The sequence below is a fragment of the Shewanella colwelliana ATCC 39565 genome (genome assembly GCF_000518705.1).
Taxonomy (GTDB): domain Bacteria; phylum Pseudomonadota; class Gammaproteobacteria; order Enterobacterales; family Shewanellaceae; genus Shewanella; species Shewanella colwelliana.
Genome location: NZ_JAEC01000012.1, coordinates 153,680 through 171,851 on the forward strand (window position 1 = coordinate 153,680; position 18,172 = coordinate 171,851).

The following is an 18,172-nucleotide window of genomic DNA, read 5'->3' on the forward strand; positions in this document are numbered from 1 at the left end:
GCGATAACAAATCTGCCGCCCCATCTGAGCGCGCTCTATCTTCGACTGAAGATGTATCTGCAATGCTATCGCCTGTTAGTAAGCGGGCAATATTGCCTTGGATCGCTGCCTTTTTAAAGCCTTATCGTGGTCGGGTGATTGCCGCCATCGTATTTCTGTTTATTGGCTCCTTAGCTTGGCTATCCCTTGGCCAAGGAGTGCGTTTAATGGTTGATGAGGGGTTTTTAAAAGATAATGGCGGGCGTCTTAATGAGATCATCCTGTTGGTGATAGGGATCACCGCCCTCAGTAGCTCTGCAATTTTTTGTCGTTTCTATTTAATGACTTGGCTCGGTGAGCGAGTCAGCGCCGACATTCGCTTAACCGTTTACGACCACCTGTTAAAGTTGTCCCCCGGCTTTTATGCCAAGCTCAGAACTGGGGAGGTTATCTCGCGTTTTACTGCCGATTCAACCTTGTTACAGTCGGTGGTTGGTTCAAGTCTTTCTATGGCGCTTAGGGCCAGTGTGACTGTGATTGGTGGCATAGTGATGATGGCCATCACGAGTATAAAGATGACCGCCTTAGTATTGCTCGCCGTCCCTATGGTGCTTGGGCCTATCTTCTTTTTTGGGCGTAAGGTGCGCGATCTGTCGCGCCAGAGCCAAGATAGAGTCGGTGATCTTGGTGCCTATGTCGATGAAACGCTGCATGAGATCCATACGGTACAAGCCTATTCCCATGAAGATAGAGATCGCGTGCTATTTAGTCAGCGAGTCGAAGCGGTCATGGATGCTGCGAAAGGGCGTATCAAGTACCGTTCTATTCTGATTTCACTGGTGATGTTTCTTAGTGTTTTGGCTATAGCATTAGTGACTTGGGTTGGTGCTCATGATGTGATGCAAGGTGCAATCACGGGTGGTGAGCTGTCTGCTTTTATGTTTTATGCCGTGATGGTTGCAGGCTCTGTTGCGACCATTAGTGAAGTCATCGGCGAGATACAGCGAGCCGCAGGAGCGACGGAGCGATTAATTGAGTTAGTTGAAACGCCGATTGATATTCCACTACCAACTAATCCTATGACGTTGCCAGCCAAAGTGCGCGGCGAACTTTCATTAAACGAGGTGCGATTTTCCTATCGAGATATAACCACGTCAGATCGACCTAGCGAACTTAGCCAAGAGGTGATCTGCGGCTTAAGCCTACAAATAAAAAGTGGCGAGCGGGTGGCGTTAGTTGGCGCAAGCGGCGCAGGAAAGAGCACCTTATTTGAACTGCTGCAACGCTTTTATACCCTTAATAGCGGCAGCATCACGCTCGATGGTATCGACATTGCCAATTTATCAGCGCAGGAGTTACGTCAGCAGTTTGCCCTCGTGCCGCAGGAGTCGGTGATCTTTGCTACTAGTGTGTTAGAAAATGTTCGCTATGGTCGGCCAGATGCCAGCGAGGATGAAGTGATTAAAGCCTGTATTGCGGCGCGTGCCCATGAGTTTATTGGCGAATTTCCTCTAGGCTACCAAACCTATTTAGGCGAGCGTGGTGTTAGGCTTTCTGGTGGTCAGAAGCAACGAATTGCCATTGCAAGAGCCATTCTTGCTGAGCGTCCCGTGTTACTTCTCGACGAGGCAACCAGTGCACTCGATGCTGTTAGCGAGCAAAAGGTGAAGCTGGCTTTAGATGTATTGATGCAGGGCAGAACCACCCTGATTATTGCTCATCGCTTAGCGACGGTTATTAATGCTGACCGAATCTTAGTGCTCGATAAAGGGGTACTGGTAGCCAGTGGTACCCATCAAGAGCTGATGCAAAGTAATACCCTATACCGAGAGTTTGCCAGTTTGCAACTGCTAACTGATGAGGGCTTGCAGCAAGAGTGAACTTTACGCGTGGCTATAACGTAAAATGGGTATTAAACAAAGAATAGAGAGACACCTATGCGCTTATTGGTTATTTTTAGTTTGTTATGTTTATCCGCCTGTACCAGTTTACCTAGTGGTATTGAGCCCGTTAAATCTTTTGAGTTGCCACGCTACTTAGGCACTTGGTATGAGATTGCGCGGCTTGACCATAGTTTCGAACGTGGCTTAAGTCAGGTGACCGCCGAATACCAGATGAGAGAAGATGGTGGTGTTAAGGTGACAAACCGTGGTTTTTCGGAGAAAGAGCAGGTTTTTGATAGCGCTGAGGGAAAGGCATACTTTGTCGACGGTGACGACATTGGCCATTTGAAAGTGTCATTCTTCGGTCCCTTCTATGGCGCTTACGTGATCTATGAATTAGACCAAGATAATTACCAATACGCGTTCATCACCAGCTATAACCGAGACTACTTGTGGTTTTTGTCGCGCACACCAACCGTGAGTGAGGCGCTTAAGCAGAAGTTTAGTGAGCAAGCTAAGCAACTTGGATTTGCCACCGACGAGATCATTTGGGTTAAACAGTGACCCAAATAAAAAAAGGAGCCATGGGCTCCTTTTTCTGATGTCTCAATCAGTTTCTCAGTTCTCGGCGTAATATTTTACCGACAGTCGATTTGGGAAGTGCCTCCATAAACTCAATGCTTTTAGGCACTTTATAGGCGGTTAGTTGCTCGCGGCAATAGTGTAGAATCTCCGCCTTGGTTTGCTCTAAGTTTTGGCTGGGTGCGTTTAATACGATAACGGCTTTTACGGCTTCACCGCTGTGTTCATGTTCAACCCCAATCACCGCACATTCTAGTATCTCTTTGTGGGCTGAAAGCACCTCTTCCACTTCGTTAGGGTAAACATTAAAGCCTGAGACTATGATCATATCTTTCTTACGATCGACAATCTTGTGGAAACCATCTTCGGTGGCAATGGCAATATCACCAGTTTTAAAGTAACCATCTTGGGTCATCACCATGGCGGTTTCTTGAGGCTTGTTCCAGTAACCACTCATCACCTGTGGACCCTTTACCGCCAGCTCTCCGGTTTCACCGAGGGATACCTCTTGATCGTTGAGATCGAGGATTTTCACTTGGGTTTCAATAACGGGTTTGCCTATGGTACCCAGTTGCTCATGTCCTGGGGCATTAAGTGAAACCACTGGTGAGGTTTCCGATAGGCCGTAGCCTTCTGAAATGGTGCAGCCGGTGGTGGTTTGCCATACGGTGGCTGCGGCTTGGGTCAGTGCGGTGCCGCCAGAGATGGTGACTTTAAGATGACTAAAGTCCAAAGCTTTGAATTCAGGCTGATGGCACAAGCCGACAAATAGAGTGTTTAGGCCCGCAAAACCGGTAAAAGGGTGCTCAGATAGAGTGTTGATTAATGAGGCGATATCGCGTGGATTTGGGATCAATACCGAGCAGCCACCCCGTTCAAAGTAGAGTACTAAGTTAACCATAAAAGCATAGATATGGTAGACAGGCAGCGGCGCGACAAAAATCTCTTCACCTTGTACTAATCGGTCACCGAGTCGTGATTTTATCTGCATGGCGTTAGCAATTAAGTTGCGGTGGCTGAGCATAGCGCCTTTAGATAAACCTGTGGTGCCTCCTGTGTATTGCAACGCAGCGAGATCTTCTAAGTTTGATTTCACTGGGATTAAACTGAGCTTGCTACCTTGCGCAAGAATATCGTTAAATTTCAAGGTCGCAAACTCGCTGTCAGCTTGATGTTGCGGCGCTATCAGATCTAAGGCATGGGTCGAAATAACCGTTTCGATGGATGTCGATGGGAGAACTTTTGTTAGGGTCGGCAATAGATCGCTAAGCACCACTAAGGCTTTAGCGCCTGAATCGGTAAACTGATGGATCAGCTCTCGTTCGGTATAAAGTGGATTGGTGTTTACCAGCACAAGTCCAGCACGAAGTGCACCATATGCCGCTATAACAAATTGCGTGATATTAGGTAATTGAATGGCAATACGATCACCTACTTCAAGGGATGTATGATGTTGTAAATAGGCGGCAAAATAACGTGAGTCACGCTCGATATCGGCAAAGCTGCTCGATTTGCCTAGACAAACGTAGGCGGTCTTATCCTTGTATCGTTGGGCAGATGTTTCAATAAGATCGATCAAGGAACTGTACTGGGTAAGATCTAGGTGGGAATCGACATCATATACCATAGTTTGCCTCTAATTATTGTTTTAGCGAAAATCAAACAGGCGTTTAGATTGTGCTAAAAAGCAGCTAAGGTCAACCTCTATCGTCAATGATGCAATACGGTAATCGTTGGTTATCTACTTGAATTAAAACTATTTGTTTTTTAGCGCGCCTTTGGGGCTGGTCTGACCATATCATGTTGATGTGGTTTTTCTGAATGAGTTTGAGTGTTAATGCTCAAACTCAATCATGCTTGACCACCTTGGTCTTAAACCTACTTAATTTTACCTATTGTCGCCTAGCGTAGAGTAAAGAACTGGGTCTGCTGTGACACACTGTCAGCAGGGTTAGCTAAGTTCATTACCTTAAATTGAATCGCCACCTTGTGCAGGTTATTAGCTGCTGTCGTCTGTCGCTGCTGATAGACGGTGACTGGATAGCTTAGCTGTTCACCCGCATTTATGCGGACTTCCACGTCGATCGCTTTATTTATAAAGTGACCGCGTTCACCGTCAATGTAGATAAGGTAACGTTTGTCTTGTTGGGTCTTATTACGAATTTTTAGGGTGTAGCTGTTTTCGATACGGTTGTCACCGACCTCTCTGTAGAGGCTCTGACGATCGCGGATCACGTTAAGTTGAATATCGGCTTTGCGGTAAACGTCGAATGCAAATACTCCTAGCATTATGAGTACCGCCAAGCTGTAGCCGATAAACTTATAAGAAGTGAGACGTTTAGCTGTGATGTTGTTAAGTTCATTTTCGCTGGTGTAACTAATGAGACTGGGCTGATAACCAAATTTTTCCATAGTTTGATTACAAGCATCGACACAGGCACCGCAGTTAATGCACTCATACTGCAAGCCGTTGCGAATATCTATCCCTGTGGGGCAGACATCGACGCATAGGTTGCAATCGACACAATCGCCTAGTTGTGTCGCCTGTTTACGCTTTCTTGGGCCGCGAGATTCACCGCGCTTGGCATGATAGGTAACGGTTAAGGTATTGCTGTCGAACATGGCTGACTGAAAGCGTGAGTAGGGACAGCAGTGCAGACACATCTGTTCCCGCATCCAACCTGCATTGAGGTAGGTGCAAAGGGCAAAAAACCACACCCAGGCGGTTATCCAAAAGCTGGCGCTTAATGTCAATATTTCGCTATATAGCGTGGTTGCTGGAACAAAGTAGGCGATAAACCCACAGCCAGTGAGCAGCGCGATCACGCCCCATAGAATATGTTTGCTGCTGCGTTTGAGCAGTTTATTGAGTGACCAAGGTGCTCTATCTAATGCATGACGTTTATTGCTGTTGCCTTCAATCTGTTTTTCTACCCAGATAAACATAAAGCTCCAACTGGTTTGTGGGCAGAGGTAACCGCACCAAACACGTCCCCAAAACAGGGTTACTAGAAAAAGCAGGAAAGCGGCGATAATGAAAACCCAGGCCATCAAAGTAAAATCTTGTGGCCATAAAGTGGTTGAGAAAAAGATAAACTGCTGCGACTCCAAGTCCATTAAAATCGCTTGTCTGCCTTGATATTGGATAAAGGGGATCACAAAGAACGCTATGATCAGCAGGCTGTTAATGCTAGTTCGCAGGCGTTGAAAAACACCTTTTTGCTCTTTGATGTGGATCTTACCTTTCTCTGATGGGATAAAGGTAACGGGGATCGTTTCGCCTCTATGTGGTGCAGTAATGGCCGTATTCGATTCAGTATTGGGTGTCGAATCTCCACGTGTGTTTGGGGTGAAACTGTCAGTCATATCGGTTTCCGAATGCGTTGATGGCTAAAGATAGCCCTGCTTTGCAATATAGAAACCAACTTTATCTATTTTATGTTGTTGAAAAGTAATGACTTAATTTTAAACCTGCCTGGGTAGGGCACGATATATCGCTTTTTTGTGATATATCACTAATTCTCCCCGTTATGTCTAGACCCTTATTTAACTAGGGCGACGAATATTAAGCTTTTTCATTCGAGACCTGAGGGTGCTGGCGGGAAGACCCAATAAGCTCGCAGCCCCATTAGGCCCTGATATCCGCCAATTTAGCTGCTTCAGACAATAACGGATATGTGAGGCTTCAACTTGCTCCAGCGTAAGCAATGTGTGGGCCGCGGGTGTATCGGTTTGCTGCGCGAGAGTGGGGATCTGTAATACATGACCTTGAGCTAGAATACTTTGGCGCTCTAATATGTTCTGCAACTCACGTACATTGCCCGGCCAAGCATAACTCATTAAGTTACTGAGGCCTTTTTTGCTCACACCTTTAATTTTTTTACCTAACTTTTTATTGAGCCCGGCAACAATGTGACTGACTAATGTCGGGATATCACTGAGTCTTTCGCGTAGAGGGGGAACATGCAGCGGGAACACATTGAGTCGGTAGTAAAGGTCCATTCTAAACAGACCTTGTTCAACGCGCTTTAATAGATCGTGGTGGCTTGCGGTGACTAAGCGAATATCGACTTTTATACTTGTGCTGCTACCGACACGCTCAAACTCTTGCTCTTGAATGACTCTTAATAGTTTAGATTGGGCTTCGAGAGAGAGCTCTGCGACTTCATCGAGAAACAGTGTGCCTTGATGGGCCAGTTCGAAGCGTCCTTTACGTCTGGCTGTTGCGCCTGTATATGCGCCTTTCTCATGGCCAAAAAGCTCACTTTCCAATAGCGTTGGCGAGAAGGCGGCACAATTGACACACACTAAAGGTTTGTCACTGCGGTTACTCAGTTTATGGATGTTACGAGCAACCAGCTCTTTACCTGTGCCATTTTCACCACTGATCAGCACAGTACTGTTAGTGTTAGCCACTAACTTTATCTGTTGGATCAATCGCTGGATGAGTGGGCTATCGCCAGAAATATTGACGTCACCAGTATGACTTTCGAGTTCGGTGTGTAGATAATCATTTTCGCTGGCGAGTTTCTCTGACAGTGCTTGAACTTGCTCTAATGCCTGGCGTAAAGAGTCCTTGGTCTGTTTTTGAATACTTATGTCGCGAAATATCGCAACTACGCCAATGAGTTTGTTTGCTTTATAAACTGGGGTAGACGTGTAGTGCACTGGAAAGCTACTGCCATCTTTACGCCAAAAAAGTTCATGGCTGATTTCGCGGGCAATACCATCATGCAGCGTGTTATAGATTGGGCACTCTTCTTGTGGATAGTGACTGCCGTCAGCATGAGAGTGGTGGTGGCAATTGTGGATGTTTTTTCCTAACAACTCCTCGGCACTCCAGCCCGTCATCCGTTCTGCTGCAGGGTTAATAAATACTGCGTTGCCATTAAGATCGAAGCCATAAATCCCTTCCCCCACGGCATTGAGCAATAGCTTATTTTCGGGCAGAAAGTCGACATGGCTGTTAGATGGGGCTGTATTCATTGCTGTGATCTTATGTTTGGAGGACATATGAGGCCTAAGTTTACTTTGAGTCACGCTATTTCGCGAGTGTATTCAACTCATAGTCTAATCCTCGATGGCTAGCTAAGAGTGTATGGCTGTTCAATATTTTACCCACCTGGTTGTATTTAATGTTCATTTTTTAACAAAATGTTAAATGTTGTTTTTATTTTGAATTTTTACTCTAATGCAGATTGTTTACGCCTTAATGGTTATCAAGGTTGGTTTTTTATTCTTTTCTCGGTCTTATTGTTTGATTTTAAGGTTAATATTCAGCGGGCGGAGTATTAGCATTAGACTAATTAGGGTTGGCTTTTATTTTTTATTTGTTATAGAAGTGTAAATGAAACGTGTTTGCGTTTCGTACTGGGGATGTTTTTTTAACCGACCAAACAACAGAGATGATGGCGGGTAAAAAGCAAAATAATAAAAAATAGACGGGATAAATGATGACAACAAATAGAAATAGGCGCTTTGGCGTGAGTGCATTGAGTTTTGCGGTCTCTTTAGCATTAACTGGCTCATTAGCGAGTGCACAAGTGATAGCTGAAGAGCAGCAGGTAGAGCAGAAAGAAAACATCGAGAAGATTGCAGTATTAGGTACCCGCGCTGCACCACGTTCAATCGGTGACTCACCAGTTCCTATCGACATCATCAGCAGCGATGATCTCAAGAAGAATGGTTCAACAGATATGATTGATATGCTGGTCACCTCTGTCCCCTCTTTTAATTCACGTGCACAGCCAATAAGTGATGCGGCAACCTTAGTACGCCCTGTTAACCTCCGAGGTCTGCCTTCAGACAGCACCTTGGTGTTAGTGAATGGTAAACGTCGCCATAGAGCGTCTGTTATTGCATTCCAAGGTGGCGGTATCAACGACGGTGCACAAGGGCCGGATATTTCAGTGATCCCAAGTGCTGCGCTTAAGCAAGTGGAAGTGCTACGTGATGGTGCTGCAGCGCAATATGGCTCAGACGCTATCGCCGGTGTCATGAACTTTGTGCTAAATGACAGTGCCGACGGTGGCTCTATTACCGTAAGCCAAGGTGAATACTATGAAGGCGACGGTGCGACAACCACCATTGACGGTAATATTGGTTTACCCCTGACAGACAGTGGTTTCGTTAACTTAAGCGTGCAATATAAAAATGCCGATGCAACAAGTCGCAGTGTACAGCGCCCCGATGCGGCTAACCTTATTACCCAAGGCAATACGGACGTTAATGACCCTGCACAGGTTTGGGGTAACCCAGAAATCAATGATGACTACAGCTTTTTCTTAAATTCTGGCTTTGATATAAATGACAGTGCTCACCTGTATGCTTTTGGTAACTTATCATCGCGTGATGTAGTGGGAGGCTTCTATTATCGTAACCCGCACAACCGCGGCAATGTTTACTCGGAAGATGAAGGTAAGACGCTGCTGGTAGGCGCGGTCAATGGCGACCAATCTACCTGTGATATTGTGCCAATACCAAAAATTGATACCGATGGTGATGGTATTCCTGATGTTGATGGTAACGTCTTAACCAGTCCTGAATATCTGGCGATGCTGGCAGATCCCAACTGTTTCTCGATGAACCAGATAAGACCTGGCGGATACACACCCCAGTTTGCTGGCACCGTTGAGGATCAATCTTTCTTCGCGGGTATTAAAGGCAACATGGGCGAATGGAATTATGATTTCAGCGCTGGTACCGGTAGCAATAAGTCGACCTTCAGCCTTAAAAACTCATTAAACCCGTCATTGGGTCTCGATACGCCAACAGATTTTGAGACCGGTGCCTATGAACAGGTAGAAACCACGGTTAACGTCGATTTCTCTCGCTTTGTGAATATCGGCTCGCTTGAAGATGTCAGCTTTGCAACTGGTTTTGAGTGGCGTGAAGAGTCATTTGAAATTACTCAAGGTGAAGAGGCATCGTGGGTTGCTGGACCGTACGCCGAGCAAGGCTTCAACATAGGTTCACACGGCTTCAAAGGCTTTGGTCCAGAAGCAGCGGGTAAAAATTCACGTCACAATATCGGTATTTATACCGATGTCGAAGCCTACATTGGCGAAGATTGGTTGGTCGGTGCGGCGCTGCGCTATGAAGATTTCTCTACCTTTGGTGATACCTTAAACTACAAGCTGACGGCTCAATATGCGGCAACCGATGAGCTCTCTTTCCGTGCATCGCACAGTACGGGGTTCCGTGCGCCGACGGTTGGACAAGAGAACGTGGTTAACACTCAAACCTCAATCGTAGAGGGTGATTTGATCCAAACCTTTATTGCCCCACCAACTGATCCGCTTGCGGCATTCTATGGCGGTGAAGTATTAGAGCCTGAAGAATCGGTCAGCTATGCACTCGGTGCGGTATTTGAGCATGAAGGTTTCTTCTTAACGGTAGATTATTACAATATTGAAGTGACCGGGCGTATTGCACAGTCGAGCCAGATTGAAGTTGAAGCAAAAGATTACGATGCCTTGCGTGCAGCGGGAGTGGAGTTTCCTGAGTTGATCCAAGGGGTCACCTATTACACCAATGACTTTGATACTACAACACAGGGTGTTGATATTGTCGGTTCGTACGACACTAATTTACTGTCGGGCGATGCTAAATTTAGCCTAGCCTATGGTTGGACCGACACCAGTGTTGATAAATTTGACCCCGAGACAACCGATGAAGGTAAAGTTCGTCGCCTAGAAGATGGTATTCCAGCGCACCGTGCAACACTAACTTGGGCCCAGTCGTGGGATAAGTTAAGCATGTCGCTACGTGGTAATTACTTTGGTGAATACTATGCAACTCATGCGGACGATACCTCTGATTGGGGTTCTGAAGTGGCTGATGCCGCTGTGACAGTTGACTTAGAAGTTAGCTACATGGTGTTAGAGGGACTAACACTATCAGTGGGTGCTAATAACCTGTTCGATCAAAAAGCGCAGGAGCTTAAAGATGGTACTCAAGGTGAGTTAGGTGCTGTTTACTATGAAAGCGGGCCATTTGATTACAATGGTGGCTTTTATTACGGCCGCATCAACTACCGTTTCTAAGTGTTAAGTTAAGTCAAACGATAAGGGCTGTGTGATACAGCCCTTTTTATATTGTTCGCATGACAAGCTAACGCGTGAGTACCTCAATGACCTCGTTATAGTCCAATACCCGTGAGAAAACTCTCCCTTTTGGGTATTGCGGGCTGTAGACAATATTAAACGGCACACCAAAGGCGTTGTAGTCTGCTAAAAAGGCTTCAATTTTTGCGTCACTGTGGGTTAAGTCACCCAACATCAGTACGGTATTATCTTGCCCCAGTAGATTAACAACGGCTTCGCGCTGTAGTACACCATCTTTGTTACCTTTACAGATATTGCACCAGTCGGCACTGACATCGACAAACACGGTTTTTCCGCTCGCCACTAGAGCTGGAATATTGCTTGGAGCTAACGGCTGCCATACTAGCTGTTTGTAGGCGTTCGCACTCTCTTTAGGGTAAACAAAGTAGGTTACCGCCGCATTAATGGCGGTAAAGCAGACCAGTAAAATCAGCACTGCTGTGGGGATTTGGCTGCCTTTAAATCGCTTGTAAATGAGCAAACAGATAATCAGAATTAGTAGAGTTAAGGTCAATGCGCTGGTGATAACAATCGGATTCATAATCGCCTTAGAAGATTTACAAAAGATGAGTAACCTTAGCAAACTTACTGCTAAAAGGAGCCTTGCGGCTAGTTTAGCGATGCGAGAGGGGTTTGCAATGGATGTTTTTTGTCACGGATGGATATTTATAACCCGCAGTGTCAAGTTCATCAATAGTGTGGTGATAAGCCGGGTGATGATGCGTCTTGATAGCGCTACGCTACTTGGCTGGATATGTTGTATATTGAGCCAGCTCATTTGTAAAACGATACAGCATCGCGATGAGATTTATTAAACCTAGGGTCATATAGATAATGAAAAGGGAAGCTCGATGAGTTTTAGTGCATGGCTAAGTCTATTAGCTATCTGTTGTTTGGGGGCCATGTCTCCGGGGCCGAGCTTGGCGATGGTGGTTCGCCATACATTAGGCGGTGGGCGTGCCAAAGGCATTATCTGTGCGTGGGCTCATTCTATCGGTATAGGTATCTACGCGTTAGTGACTTTGCTTGGGTTGGCGGTGTTGCTAAAGCAAGCCCCCATGCTATTTAATGCTATCGCGATTATCGGTGCATTGTATCTGGCGTGGATGGGCGTACAGGCATTGCGTTCCAAAGGGGGGATGTCAGAAAAACTGGCTGCAGGAAAGTCGACCGACGCCTATACCGCTGCTCGTGATGGCTTGGCCATATCACTGTTTAATCCAAAGATTATGCTGTTCTTTTTGGCGCTATTTAGTCAATTTGTGTTGGCGGCAGATAGCCTTGTTGGGCAATCACTTATCGTGCTAACGCCGCTTATTGTCGATGGGCTATGGTACACCATTATTGCGCTGTTACTGTCGCACCAGTCGGTGTTGCCCAAATTGAAGCAGAAGGCTGCATTGATAGATAAACTTTCTGGTGTAGTACTGATTTTGTTGGCAATTCGAGTCGTGGTGACTATTTAAGGTGTGAAGCTTAAGAAGGCTTAAAGCGCTTAGGACTAAAGTGCCGAAATAGCAAGCGGCGGGCAAGGCATCGAAAAAAGTGCTAAAGGGGATTTGGGCCTTATGGTTAGCGTTCGTGAAAAGGACTAGTGCTGAAAAGGCGGTGGAGACAAAAATGCCATCGTGGCTTAAATGGAAACGATGGCATTTTAATTTTTCATTAAACCTTGTGTCTAGAGCCTAGACCTTAGCCGTTGAACACTTGCACAGAATCATCTTTAACGGGTTCTTTATTTGCACCAGGCGGATTATCGATATGATCATCCAAGTTATCGCTAAGCATCTCTTTATATTCGTTGCTAAACCACTCTAGCGCATTTGCTTTTTCTGCGGCTAAGTCAGATGACTTAAGAGAGGCTTCAAAAGCGTTAAAACGCGCAGCAGCAAAACGCATTGCTGTGTCAACTTTACCGACATCTTGCTCTTTTCCGCTTAGCTCATTGGCGAGTGCAATAAATTGATCGGCTAATTGGAAAATGGTGGTTTCTGTTTTGTTTTCGGACATGTTCTGCTCACTATTAGCGATTTTTGTGAGGAGATATTAGCGTAAATTAGCCGTTAATGAATCATCAAATTTAAGGTAATGAGATCTGTATCGATATCAGCAGTCTGATTATAGTGTGGGGAGCGTGGAAGCGTGCTGTGGTGAGAAAGCAAGAGCCGAATCAATCGACTCTCGTGACCGTTAATTATTTTGAGTGTCGTTAGCTGTTGGGATCGACGTCGACAATTACGCTGCCATCGCGTGAGTCATAGTAAATGCTTAAACTTTGATTGTCGCTAAAGTCATAACGGCATTGATTAACTGAGACATAGTTGGCTTTGTAATCCGTATCTGTTGTGCTGTCGAAGCGAGATACACTGGGCTCATCACCTTGAAAGAGCGTCTCCCAAACTGAGATGCAATCTTCTACGTTATCAAGCTGGGGAGAGGGCTCATTATCGGTGTAATAATGTTGTGCAGGCCAGCCATTGGCATTGAAATCTATCTCGCCCTCTTCGGCGTCGCCAAAGGTCGGTAGGTTCTCAGCAGGGCCAGAGCCCACTCGCACGGCCCACACAGAACGAGCTAGATTGATCCCCGATTTAAATGCACCACCAGTCGCTTTTACTGTGGCGATCTGCGCATCTTGTGAAACATTAAGAAATTTCGGGGCAGCGACCACAGCGAGAATGCCGAGCACAATAATCACCACAACTAGCTCGATTAAGGTAAAACCTTGCAAGCGCTTAGTAGAACTTATCACTTATTCCCCCTGCACAATTAGGTACAATGAATCCTTAGATACGGTAAATTATAATGTTTTTGCGCAAAGCTGTCTTTGACTTACTGAACAAATGTCAGCGTAGGCAGGTTTTTATTAAATGATGAGAAGGACTTATGGCGAACATCAATAGTTGGCAAGGGTTTATTAATGATCAGCAACAGCAAACCTATTTTGCAGAGCTTACCCGTTTTATTCAGGGCGAACGAGATGCAGGCAAGTTGATATACCCAGCACAAGATGAAGTCTTTAATGCCTTTAACTACACGGCGCTAAATGATGTGCGAGTCGTGCTGATTGGCCAAGATCCCTATCATGGGCCAGGGCAGGCGCACGGATTGTGTTTTTCTGTCAAACCCGGTATTAAGACGCCGCCCTCCTTGGTAAACATGTATAAAGAGCTGGCCACCGATATTGTGGGATTCACGACTCCAAATCACGGTTACCTCGAAGCTTGGGCACGCCAAGGGGTGTTGATGTTAAACACTGTGCTCACGGTTGAACAGGGTAAAGCGCATTCTCATGCTAAAAGTGGTTGGGAAACTTTTACTGACAACGCACTCAAGCTGCTTAATGCCCAGAGTCGTCCGATTATTTTTGTGTTGTGGGGCGGTCATGCCATCAAGAAAGGTAAGCTGATCAATGCGCCACAGCATCAGGTGCTGAGTGGGCCTCACCCATCACCGCTATCGGCATACCGAGGATTTTTTGGCTGCCAACACTTTTCTAAAATCAATCAGTTGCTTTTATCTCAAGGGGACAAAAGTATCGACTGGCAGGTGTAACTTGGGGCAGTGATTTCATCTAATCATACTTGCTTGATGAGAAAAAGCTGATTATAGTCATATGATGTTGTAACAATTATGTTACTTATTTTTTGATTGCCAATATCAGGGAAGAAGCGTTGATTATTAGCCTGTGCTAATCAATGGTCAGCGCTTAGCATTAAGGCTGGTAGGATATGGATAGAAGACAGAAGCGAGGAACGCTTATTAGTTGGGATCAACAGTATCGCGTTGGGTTTATCATGCCCGAAGGTGGTACCGAAGCCCTGCGTATCAAAGGGATAAATCTTTACCCCTATGCTCATGCCCCACAAGTTGGCGATACTGTTGTGTATCGAATGTGGAAAGATAGCTTCACTGATATGAAGGTGTTAGTTGCCGAGGTTGACCTCGGCAATCCGATCAAGCTTATTTCGCCTTTTGCTTCCGATACCTCATCTTATGCCAACGAGCCGCTAAGTTGGCGTATTAAACTCTCCATTGTTGCCTGCACTGCTGTCTTTGCCTGTATCTTATATCTGGTAATGAACAGCTATCAGTTTGCCCCAGAAAACACCAATAAACCACCAGAAGGGCTATTCCCAGCAGGTTCAGAATATTATGTCGGTAAGCGCGATTTGAGTGATGTGGTATTTAGCTGTGACAGTCGTCGACAATGCTTGCAGATGACCTCATGCCAAGAAGCGACCTATTTTGTGCAACATTGCCCAGGGTTTGAAAAACTGGTGGGTGAGATGCCGTGCGAAAAGTTATGGTGTAAATAGACGATAAATTAGTTTTTATGACGTTTTAAAGGCTTAATGAGGTGACTTATTAAGCCTTTTTATTATTCCAACGGTTAGTGCTTTTGCAATCGATAGTGCTGTGCGAGAGCACCAGTGATAGGTTCACCGTTTTGGTTCAACATAAACAGTTGGTTTTCGCCGACCTGAAACTGCATCGGTGTGGACGAGTTATCTAAGGTAATAGCACTGCCGCGGTTATTCCAAATGAACACACCCTCCTGCACTGTGGGCGTATCTTGTTTGCCCAAATAGCCTTGGGTCAACTGGTAACTGAAGTCGGCATGCAAGATCAAATGGATATCAATGCCTTCACAACTGGCACAAGGTATCACTCCTGTATATTCACCCGGCCAATCTAAGGAATTTTGGCTGTTATCTCCAGTTGCATAGGTAACCGTTTGTGCTGTCTTAACTGGTTTAGGCGTTGTCATCTTACTTTGGGGGGCACTACATCCATTGAGTATTAGCAATGCAGGTAACAGAATAAGGGGTAATAGTTTCGTCATGGTATAGGGTCTCAAGCATAGAGAATATTGCACTAGGTTAGCATATCTCCTGTCGGCCGCTAAGTCTGAGTGCTATTGAGCAACTGTGTTGCGGATGATAAAGAAAATTAGCGAAAGTAGACTAAACTTTGAATGAGATACATTCTGCTTAAGAGACGCAGAGCTTATGGCAAAGACAATCGTTAGGCTAATAAAAATGGTGCGGCGAACCGCTTGGCTTGTTTGCCTCTGCACTTTATTTTCCTCTCCTAGTGTGGCTGAGCCATTGCGTCTTAATACGGTTTCCAATGATTACCCACCATTTTATTCTTCAATGCTAGAAAATAAAGGTGTAGTTTTTGACATGGTGCAGCAAGCTTTTCAGCAAGCGGGCTACGAAATCGAACATCAATTTTTTCCGTTTGTCAGGGCGACGACCTTAATTAAGAATGGCTATGCACAAGGTATTATTGGTGTCTGGTATCGCCCCGAACGAGAGCAATGGATCGCTTTTTCCAAGCCGTTGTTATCGGTAAACATAGTGCTCTATAAACGTAGCAACAGCAGGATTAAATTTGAACAAATGAGTGATCTTAAAGGGTATCGTATCGGTATTGGTCGTGGATACGCTAACCCACAACGCTTCTCACAGGCACAGCTTACAACCGAGGAGGCAAGTTCCGACAAAGAGAACTTAAAGAAGCTGCTGTTAGGAAGAGTCGATTTAGTGCTAATCAGTGACGATGTTGCTAAATATCTAATTAACTTACCCGGCAGTGAATTTGAAGGGCAGTTTGAAGTGCTAGGTGGGCCCTTGAGTGTGGAGCGTTTTCATATTGGCATCGCGAAAACCTATGGTAAACACCAGCAGGTGATCACAGCTTTTAATCAGGGGCTGGATACCATGGTTAACAATGGTGAATTAGCAGTGCTGTTACAGACCCATGGCTTTGAAAGTAATGCTTATTGGGTTGAGCAATTTGTCGCTCAATCGTCCGATGCCATTGACCTTGATGTTAAGGAGTAATGGTAGGTTTTTTGTGGCGTGATGATCAAAGGTAATGGCACATCCCAATGTTGCGTTGGTAACTGTTTTACGCCCTGGCAGTTATGAGCAAATCCCACTGGGTAGGGTTTACCTTGCTGTTGCCATTTAGCTAATGTCCTATCATAAAACCCGCCCCCCATACCCATTCTGTTTCCTTGTTGATCGAAAGCGACCAGAGGGGTAATCACCATATCCAGCTGATGTGGTAAGACCATTTGGGTTATATCAAGTTTAGGTTCCCATATTTTTAAGCTGTTTTGTGTGAGGTGGCTGGTGGGCGCATAGTTGAAGAAGAGTAAATTACCCTGAGAAAATGGATGTAATCTAGGCAAGTAAACCGAAATCCCTTGTTGCCATAACGCCTCAATTAAGGGGCGCGTATCCAGCTCCCCGTCATTGGTCAAATAGAGTGCGATACGTTTAACTTTATGTTGATTAATCACCATCAAGGCTTGCTGGCAAGCTTGTTGCGCAAATTGACGCTGCTCACTGCTCGACAGGGCTCGGCGTAATTGACGTACTGTTTGACGCAGTTCAGAGCGATTCACTTTGAGGTCTTAATTCCAGTTAAACTAAAATAATTCGGCGAAAGTTTACTAATGTTTTTGTGTTTAATATTATGCCTTAAAGACTCAATAAAGCTATTAATATCAGAATCTAATGGTATATCGTGAAAATCTAAAAAGTCATAATCCCACCATTGTAACGCAAGTAGTGCTTTTATTACCTCTGTCGTGAAGCGGTAGCGGATAACTTTGGCAGGAATACCACCGACAATGGCGTAATCGGGCACATCTTTCGTTACTACGGCATTGGCGGCAATGACTGCGCCGTTGCCGATACGAATACCAGGTTTTAGCACGGCATTATTACCTATCCATACATCATTCATGATGGTTATAGCGGGGGATTTTGGCTCTCCGTAGGTTTTTAAAAAGCCTTCGGGTAGCGAAGGTAGTTGAAACTCGTCATTTGAATAGGTGACAGAGCTCGTGCTAAAGCGTTCTAGCGGATGTTGAAAACCTAAGCTAGTAACATTTCGTGCGATAGAGCAATAGCGCCCTACTATCGTATTTTGTGGCAAGCTGCTGCGAGAGTATGAATAAGCTCCCATAGAGTGTAGAACCTTGCCCTTGATAAAGGCACTGTTTTGCTCAATCTTGATATTAGGATCGACCTTAATCCGTTTCCAATAATGTATGGACTTCGGGATCTGTATGCTCAATGCTGCAAGTTGTTTTCGGATACGGTAGCCGATTGAGATTCTGTGGTACATGTTTAGCCTAGCTTAGGTTGAGTTTGAAAATTATGTTGCTAGGGTATTTTAGCTCTCTCTTTTACGACTAAATTCGCCTTACCTCACAAAAGAAAACCTTGGCGTGTTTAGGCTTGCGGGGAGTTTTTGTGGTCAGGTTGCAGGTGTAACATCCTTGTGGTGGGCTCGTTGCGTTGAGGTTGGGTAGGTGGGGCAATAATGTGCTCAAGGCGGCAAAGCGATCGGAGGTTTTTTATACCTGACACTGAGACCTTATCGACCATAGATGTTTCAAGGTGGCTATCTGTTTAGTGACTATCTTAAGGCATAAAAAAACCACCGCTGTTTAAGGCGATGGTATTTTATTTGAATTGCTCCCCAAGATGCCGTTATCGGTTTAGCCCTTGAGCCCATAGAGGTTTCAAGGTGGCTATTTGTTTAGTGACTATCTGTTTAGTGGCTATCTTAAGGCATAAAAAAACCACCGCTGTTTAA

Annotated in this window: 16 protein-coding genes; 7 read left to right on the plus strand and 9 right to left on the minus strand. The window is 45.3% G+C overall.

Going from position 1 to position 18,172, the window contains the following annotated elements; all coding sequences use genetic code 11:
• The first annotated feature begins 62 nt into the window (after positions 1-62).
• Positions 63-1,859: an ABC transporter transmembrane domain-containing protein gene (locus tag L876_RS0107335; RefSeq protein ID WP_248674516.1), complete on the plus strand. Its 1,797-nt coding sequence runs from the start codon at positions 63-65 to the stop codon at positions 1,857-1,859.
• Positions 1,860-1,916: 57 nt separating this feature from the next.
• The gene (locus tag L876_RS0107340) at positions 1,917-2,426 is read left to right on the plus strand and encodes a lipocalin family protein (protein ID WP_028763209.1); all 510 of its coding nucleotides are present in this window, start codon (positions 1,917-1,919) and stop codon (positions 2,424-2,426) included.
• A gap of 46 nt (positions 2,427-2,472) precedes the next feature.
• Here the strand turns inward: L876_RS0107340 and L876_RS0107345 are convergent, their stop codons facing one another.
• The 3 genes from L876_RS0107345 to L876_RS0107355 all read right to left on the minus strand — a co-directional run bounded on the left by L876_RS0107345 (position 2,473) and on the right by L876_RS0107355 (position 7,430).
• Positions 2,473-4,071, minus strand: coding sequence for an AMP-binding protein (locus tag L876_RS0107345; protein ID WP_028763210.1), 1,599 nt, complete (start codon positions 4,069-4,071; stop codon positions 2,473-2,475).
• Positions 4,072-4,346: 275 nt separating this feature from the next.
• Entirely contained in the window at positions 4,347-5,810 is a 1,464-nt protein-coding gene (gene ccoG / locus L876_RS0107350) for a cytochrome c oxidase accessory protein CcoG (protein WP_028763211.1), read from the minus strand.
• Positions 5,811-5,990: 180 nt separating this feature from the next.
• Entirely contained in the window at positions 5,991-7,430 is a 1,440-nt protein-coding gene (locus L876_RS0107355) for a sigma-54 interaction domain-containing protein (RefSeq protein ID WP_028763212.1), read from the minus strand.
• Between the two features lie 467 nt (positions 7,431-7,897).
• Here L876_RS0107355 and L876_RS0107360 point away from each other — a divergent pair, with 467 nt between their 5' ends.
• A complete protein-coding gene (locus L876_RS0107360; RefSeq protein WP_028763213.1) occupies positions 7,898-10,489 on the plus strand; it encodes a TonB-dependent receptor plug domain-containing protein in 2,592 nt (863 codons plus the stop codon).
• 67 nt (positions 10,490-10,556) lie between these two features.
• Here L876_RS0107360 and L876_RS0107365 read toward each other — a convergent pair whose 3' ends face one another.
• Positions 10,557-11,090, minus strand: coding sequence for a thioredoxin family protein (locus L876_RS0107365; RefSeq protein ID WP_028763214.1), 534 nt, complete (start codon positions 11,088-11,090; stop codon positions 10,557-10,559).
• A gap of 310 nt (positions 11,091-11,400) precedes the next feature.
• Here L876_RS0107365 and L876_RS0107375 point away from each other — a divergent pair, with 310 nt between their 5' ends.
• Positions 11,401-12,015, plus strand: a complete 615-nt coding sequence (locus tag L876_RS0107375; protein ID WP_028763216.1) for a LysE family translocator — start codon at positions 11,401-11,403, stop codon at positions 12,013-12,015.
• A gap of 226 nt (positions 12,016-12,241) precedes the next feature.
• Here L876_RS0107375 and L876_RS0107380 read toward each other — a convergent pair whose 3' ends face one another.
• Together L876_RS0107380 and L876_RS0107385 are read right to left on the minus strand one after the other, a co-directional pair.
• Positions 12,242-12,559 (minus strand): DUF3144 domain-containing protein, encoded by a 318-nt coding sequence (locus tag L876_RS0107380; protein ID WP_028763217.1) that lies wholly within the window; start codon positions 12,557-12,559, stop codon positions 12,242-12,244.
• Between the two features lie 199 nt (positions 12,560-12,758).
• Positions 12,759-13,301, minus strand: a complete 543-nt coding sequence (locus tag L876_RS0107385) for a pilus assembly FimT family protein (protein ID WP_028763218.1) — start codon at positions 13,299-13,301, stop codon at positions 12,759-12,761.
• A 134-nt stretch (positions 13,302-13,435) separates the two neighbouring features.
• Here L876_RS0107385 and ung point away from each other — a divergent pair, with 134 nt between their 5' ends.
• Together ung and L876_RS0107395 are read left to right on the plus strand one after the other, a co-directional pair.
• A complete protein-coding gene (gene ung, locus L876_RS0107390; protein ID WP_028763219.1) occupies positions 13,436-14,104 on the plus strand; it encodes a uracil-DNA glycosylase in 669 nt (222 codons plus the stop codon).
• Between the two features lie 176 nt (positions 14,105-14,280).
• Positions 14,281-14,868 (plus strand): hypothetical protein, encoded by a 588-nt coding sequence (locus L876_RS0107395; protein ID WP_028763220.1) that lies wholly within the window; start codon positions 14,281-14,283, stop codon positions 14,866-14,868.
• 74 nt (positions 14,869-14,942) lie between these two features.
• Here the strand turns inward: L876_RS0107395 and L876_RS0107400 are convergent, their stop codons facing one another.
• On the minus strand, positions 14,943-15,395 hold the full coding sequence (locus L876_RS0107400) for a copper resistance protein NlpE (protein ID WP_028763221.1): 453 nt from the start codon (positions 15,393-15,395) through the stop codon (positions 14,943-14,945).
• Between the two features lie 166 nt (positions 15,396-15,561).
• Here L876_RS0107400 and L876_RS21320 point away from each other — a divergent pair, with 166 nt between their 5' ends.
• On the plus strand, positions 15,562-16,401 hold the full coding sequence (locus L876_RS21320) for a substrate-binding periplasmic protein (protein ID WP_081730646.1): 840 nt from the start codon (positions 15,562-15,564) through the stop codon (positions 16,399-16,401).
• On the opposite strand, the gene L876_RS21325 is transcribed toward L876_RS21320, so the two are convergent.
• Complete coding sequence (locus L876_RS21325) at positions 16,362-16,970, minus strand: 5-formyltetrahydrofolate cyclo-ligase (protein WP_051413011.1); 609 nt, start codon at positions 16,968-16,970, stop codon at positions 16,362-16,364. The genes L876_RS21320 and L876_RS21325 overlap by 40 nt on opposite strands.
• Positions 16,967-17,698 carry a CatB-related O-acetyltransferase gene (locus L876_RS23155; protein ID WP_081730647.1) on the minus strand — a complete coding sequence of 244 codons (732 nt, stop codon included), beginning with the start codon at positions 17,696-17,698 and terminating at the stop codon, positions 16,967-16,969. The genes L876_RS21325 and L876_RS23155 overlap by 4 nt, the downstream gene beginning before the upstream one ends.
• Positions 17,699-18,172 lie beyond the last annotated feature (474 nt).

Excerpts from the sequence above, each read along its gene's own strand:
- L876_RS0107335 (WP_248674516.1), top strand. The coding sequence starts at position 63 with ATGCTATCGCCTGTTAGTAAGCGGGCAATATTGCCTTGGATCGCTGCC.
- L876_RS0107340 (WP_028763209.1), top strand. The coding sequence starts at position 1,917 with ATGCGCTTATTGGTTATTTTTAGTTTGTTATGTTTATCCGCCTGTACC.
- L876_RS0107345 (WP_028763210.1), bottom strand. The coding sequence starts at position 4,071 with ATGGTATATGATGTCGATTCCCACCTAGATCTTACCCAGTACAGTTCC.
- ccoG (WP_028763211.1), bottom strand. The coding sequence starts at position 5,810 with ATGACTGACAGTTTCACCCCAAACACACGTGGAGATTCGACACCCAAT.
- L876_RS0107355 (WP_028763212.1), bottom strand. The coding sequence starts at position 7,430 with ATGAATACAGCCCCATCTAACAGCCATGTCGACTTTCTGCCCGAAAAT.
- L876_RS0107360 (WP_028763213.1), top strand. The coding sequence starts at position 7,898 with ATGACAACAAATAGAAATAGGCGCTTTGGCGTGAGTGCATTGAGTTTT.
- L876_RS0107365 (WP_028763214.1), bottom strand. The coding sequence starts at position 11,090 with ATGAATCCGATTGTTATCACCAGCGCATTGACCTTAACTCTACTAATT.
- L876_RS0107375 (WP_028763216.1), top strand. The coding sequence starts at position 11,401 with ATGAGTTTTAGTGCATGGCTAAGTCTATTAGCTATCTGTTGTTTGGGG.
- L876_RS0107380 (WP_028763217.1), bottom strand. The coding sequence starts at position 12,559 with ATGTCCGAAAACAAAACAGAAACCACCATTTTCCAATTAGCCGATCAA.
- ung (WP_028763219.1), top strand. The coding sequence starts at position 13,436 with ATGGCGAACATCAATAGTTGGCAAGGGTTTATTAATGATCAGCAACAG.
- L876_RS0107395 (WP_028763220.1), top strand. The coding sequence starts at position 14,281 with ATGGATAGAAGACAGAAGCGAGGAACGCTTATTAGTTGGGATCAACAG.
- L876_RS0107400 (WP_028763221.1), bottom strand. The coding sequence starts at position 15,395 with ATGACGAAACTATTACCCCTTATTCTGTTACCTGCATTGCTAATACTC.
- L876_RS21320 (WP_081730646.1), top strand. The coding sequence starts at position 15,562 with ATGGCAAAGACAATCGTTAGGCTAATAAAAATGGTGCGGCGAACCGCT.
- L876_RS23155 (WP_081730647.1), bottom strand. The coding sequence starts at position 17,698 with ATGTACCACAGAATCTCAATCGGCTACCGTATCCGAAAACAACTTGCA.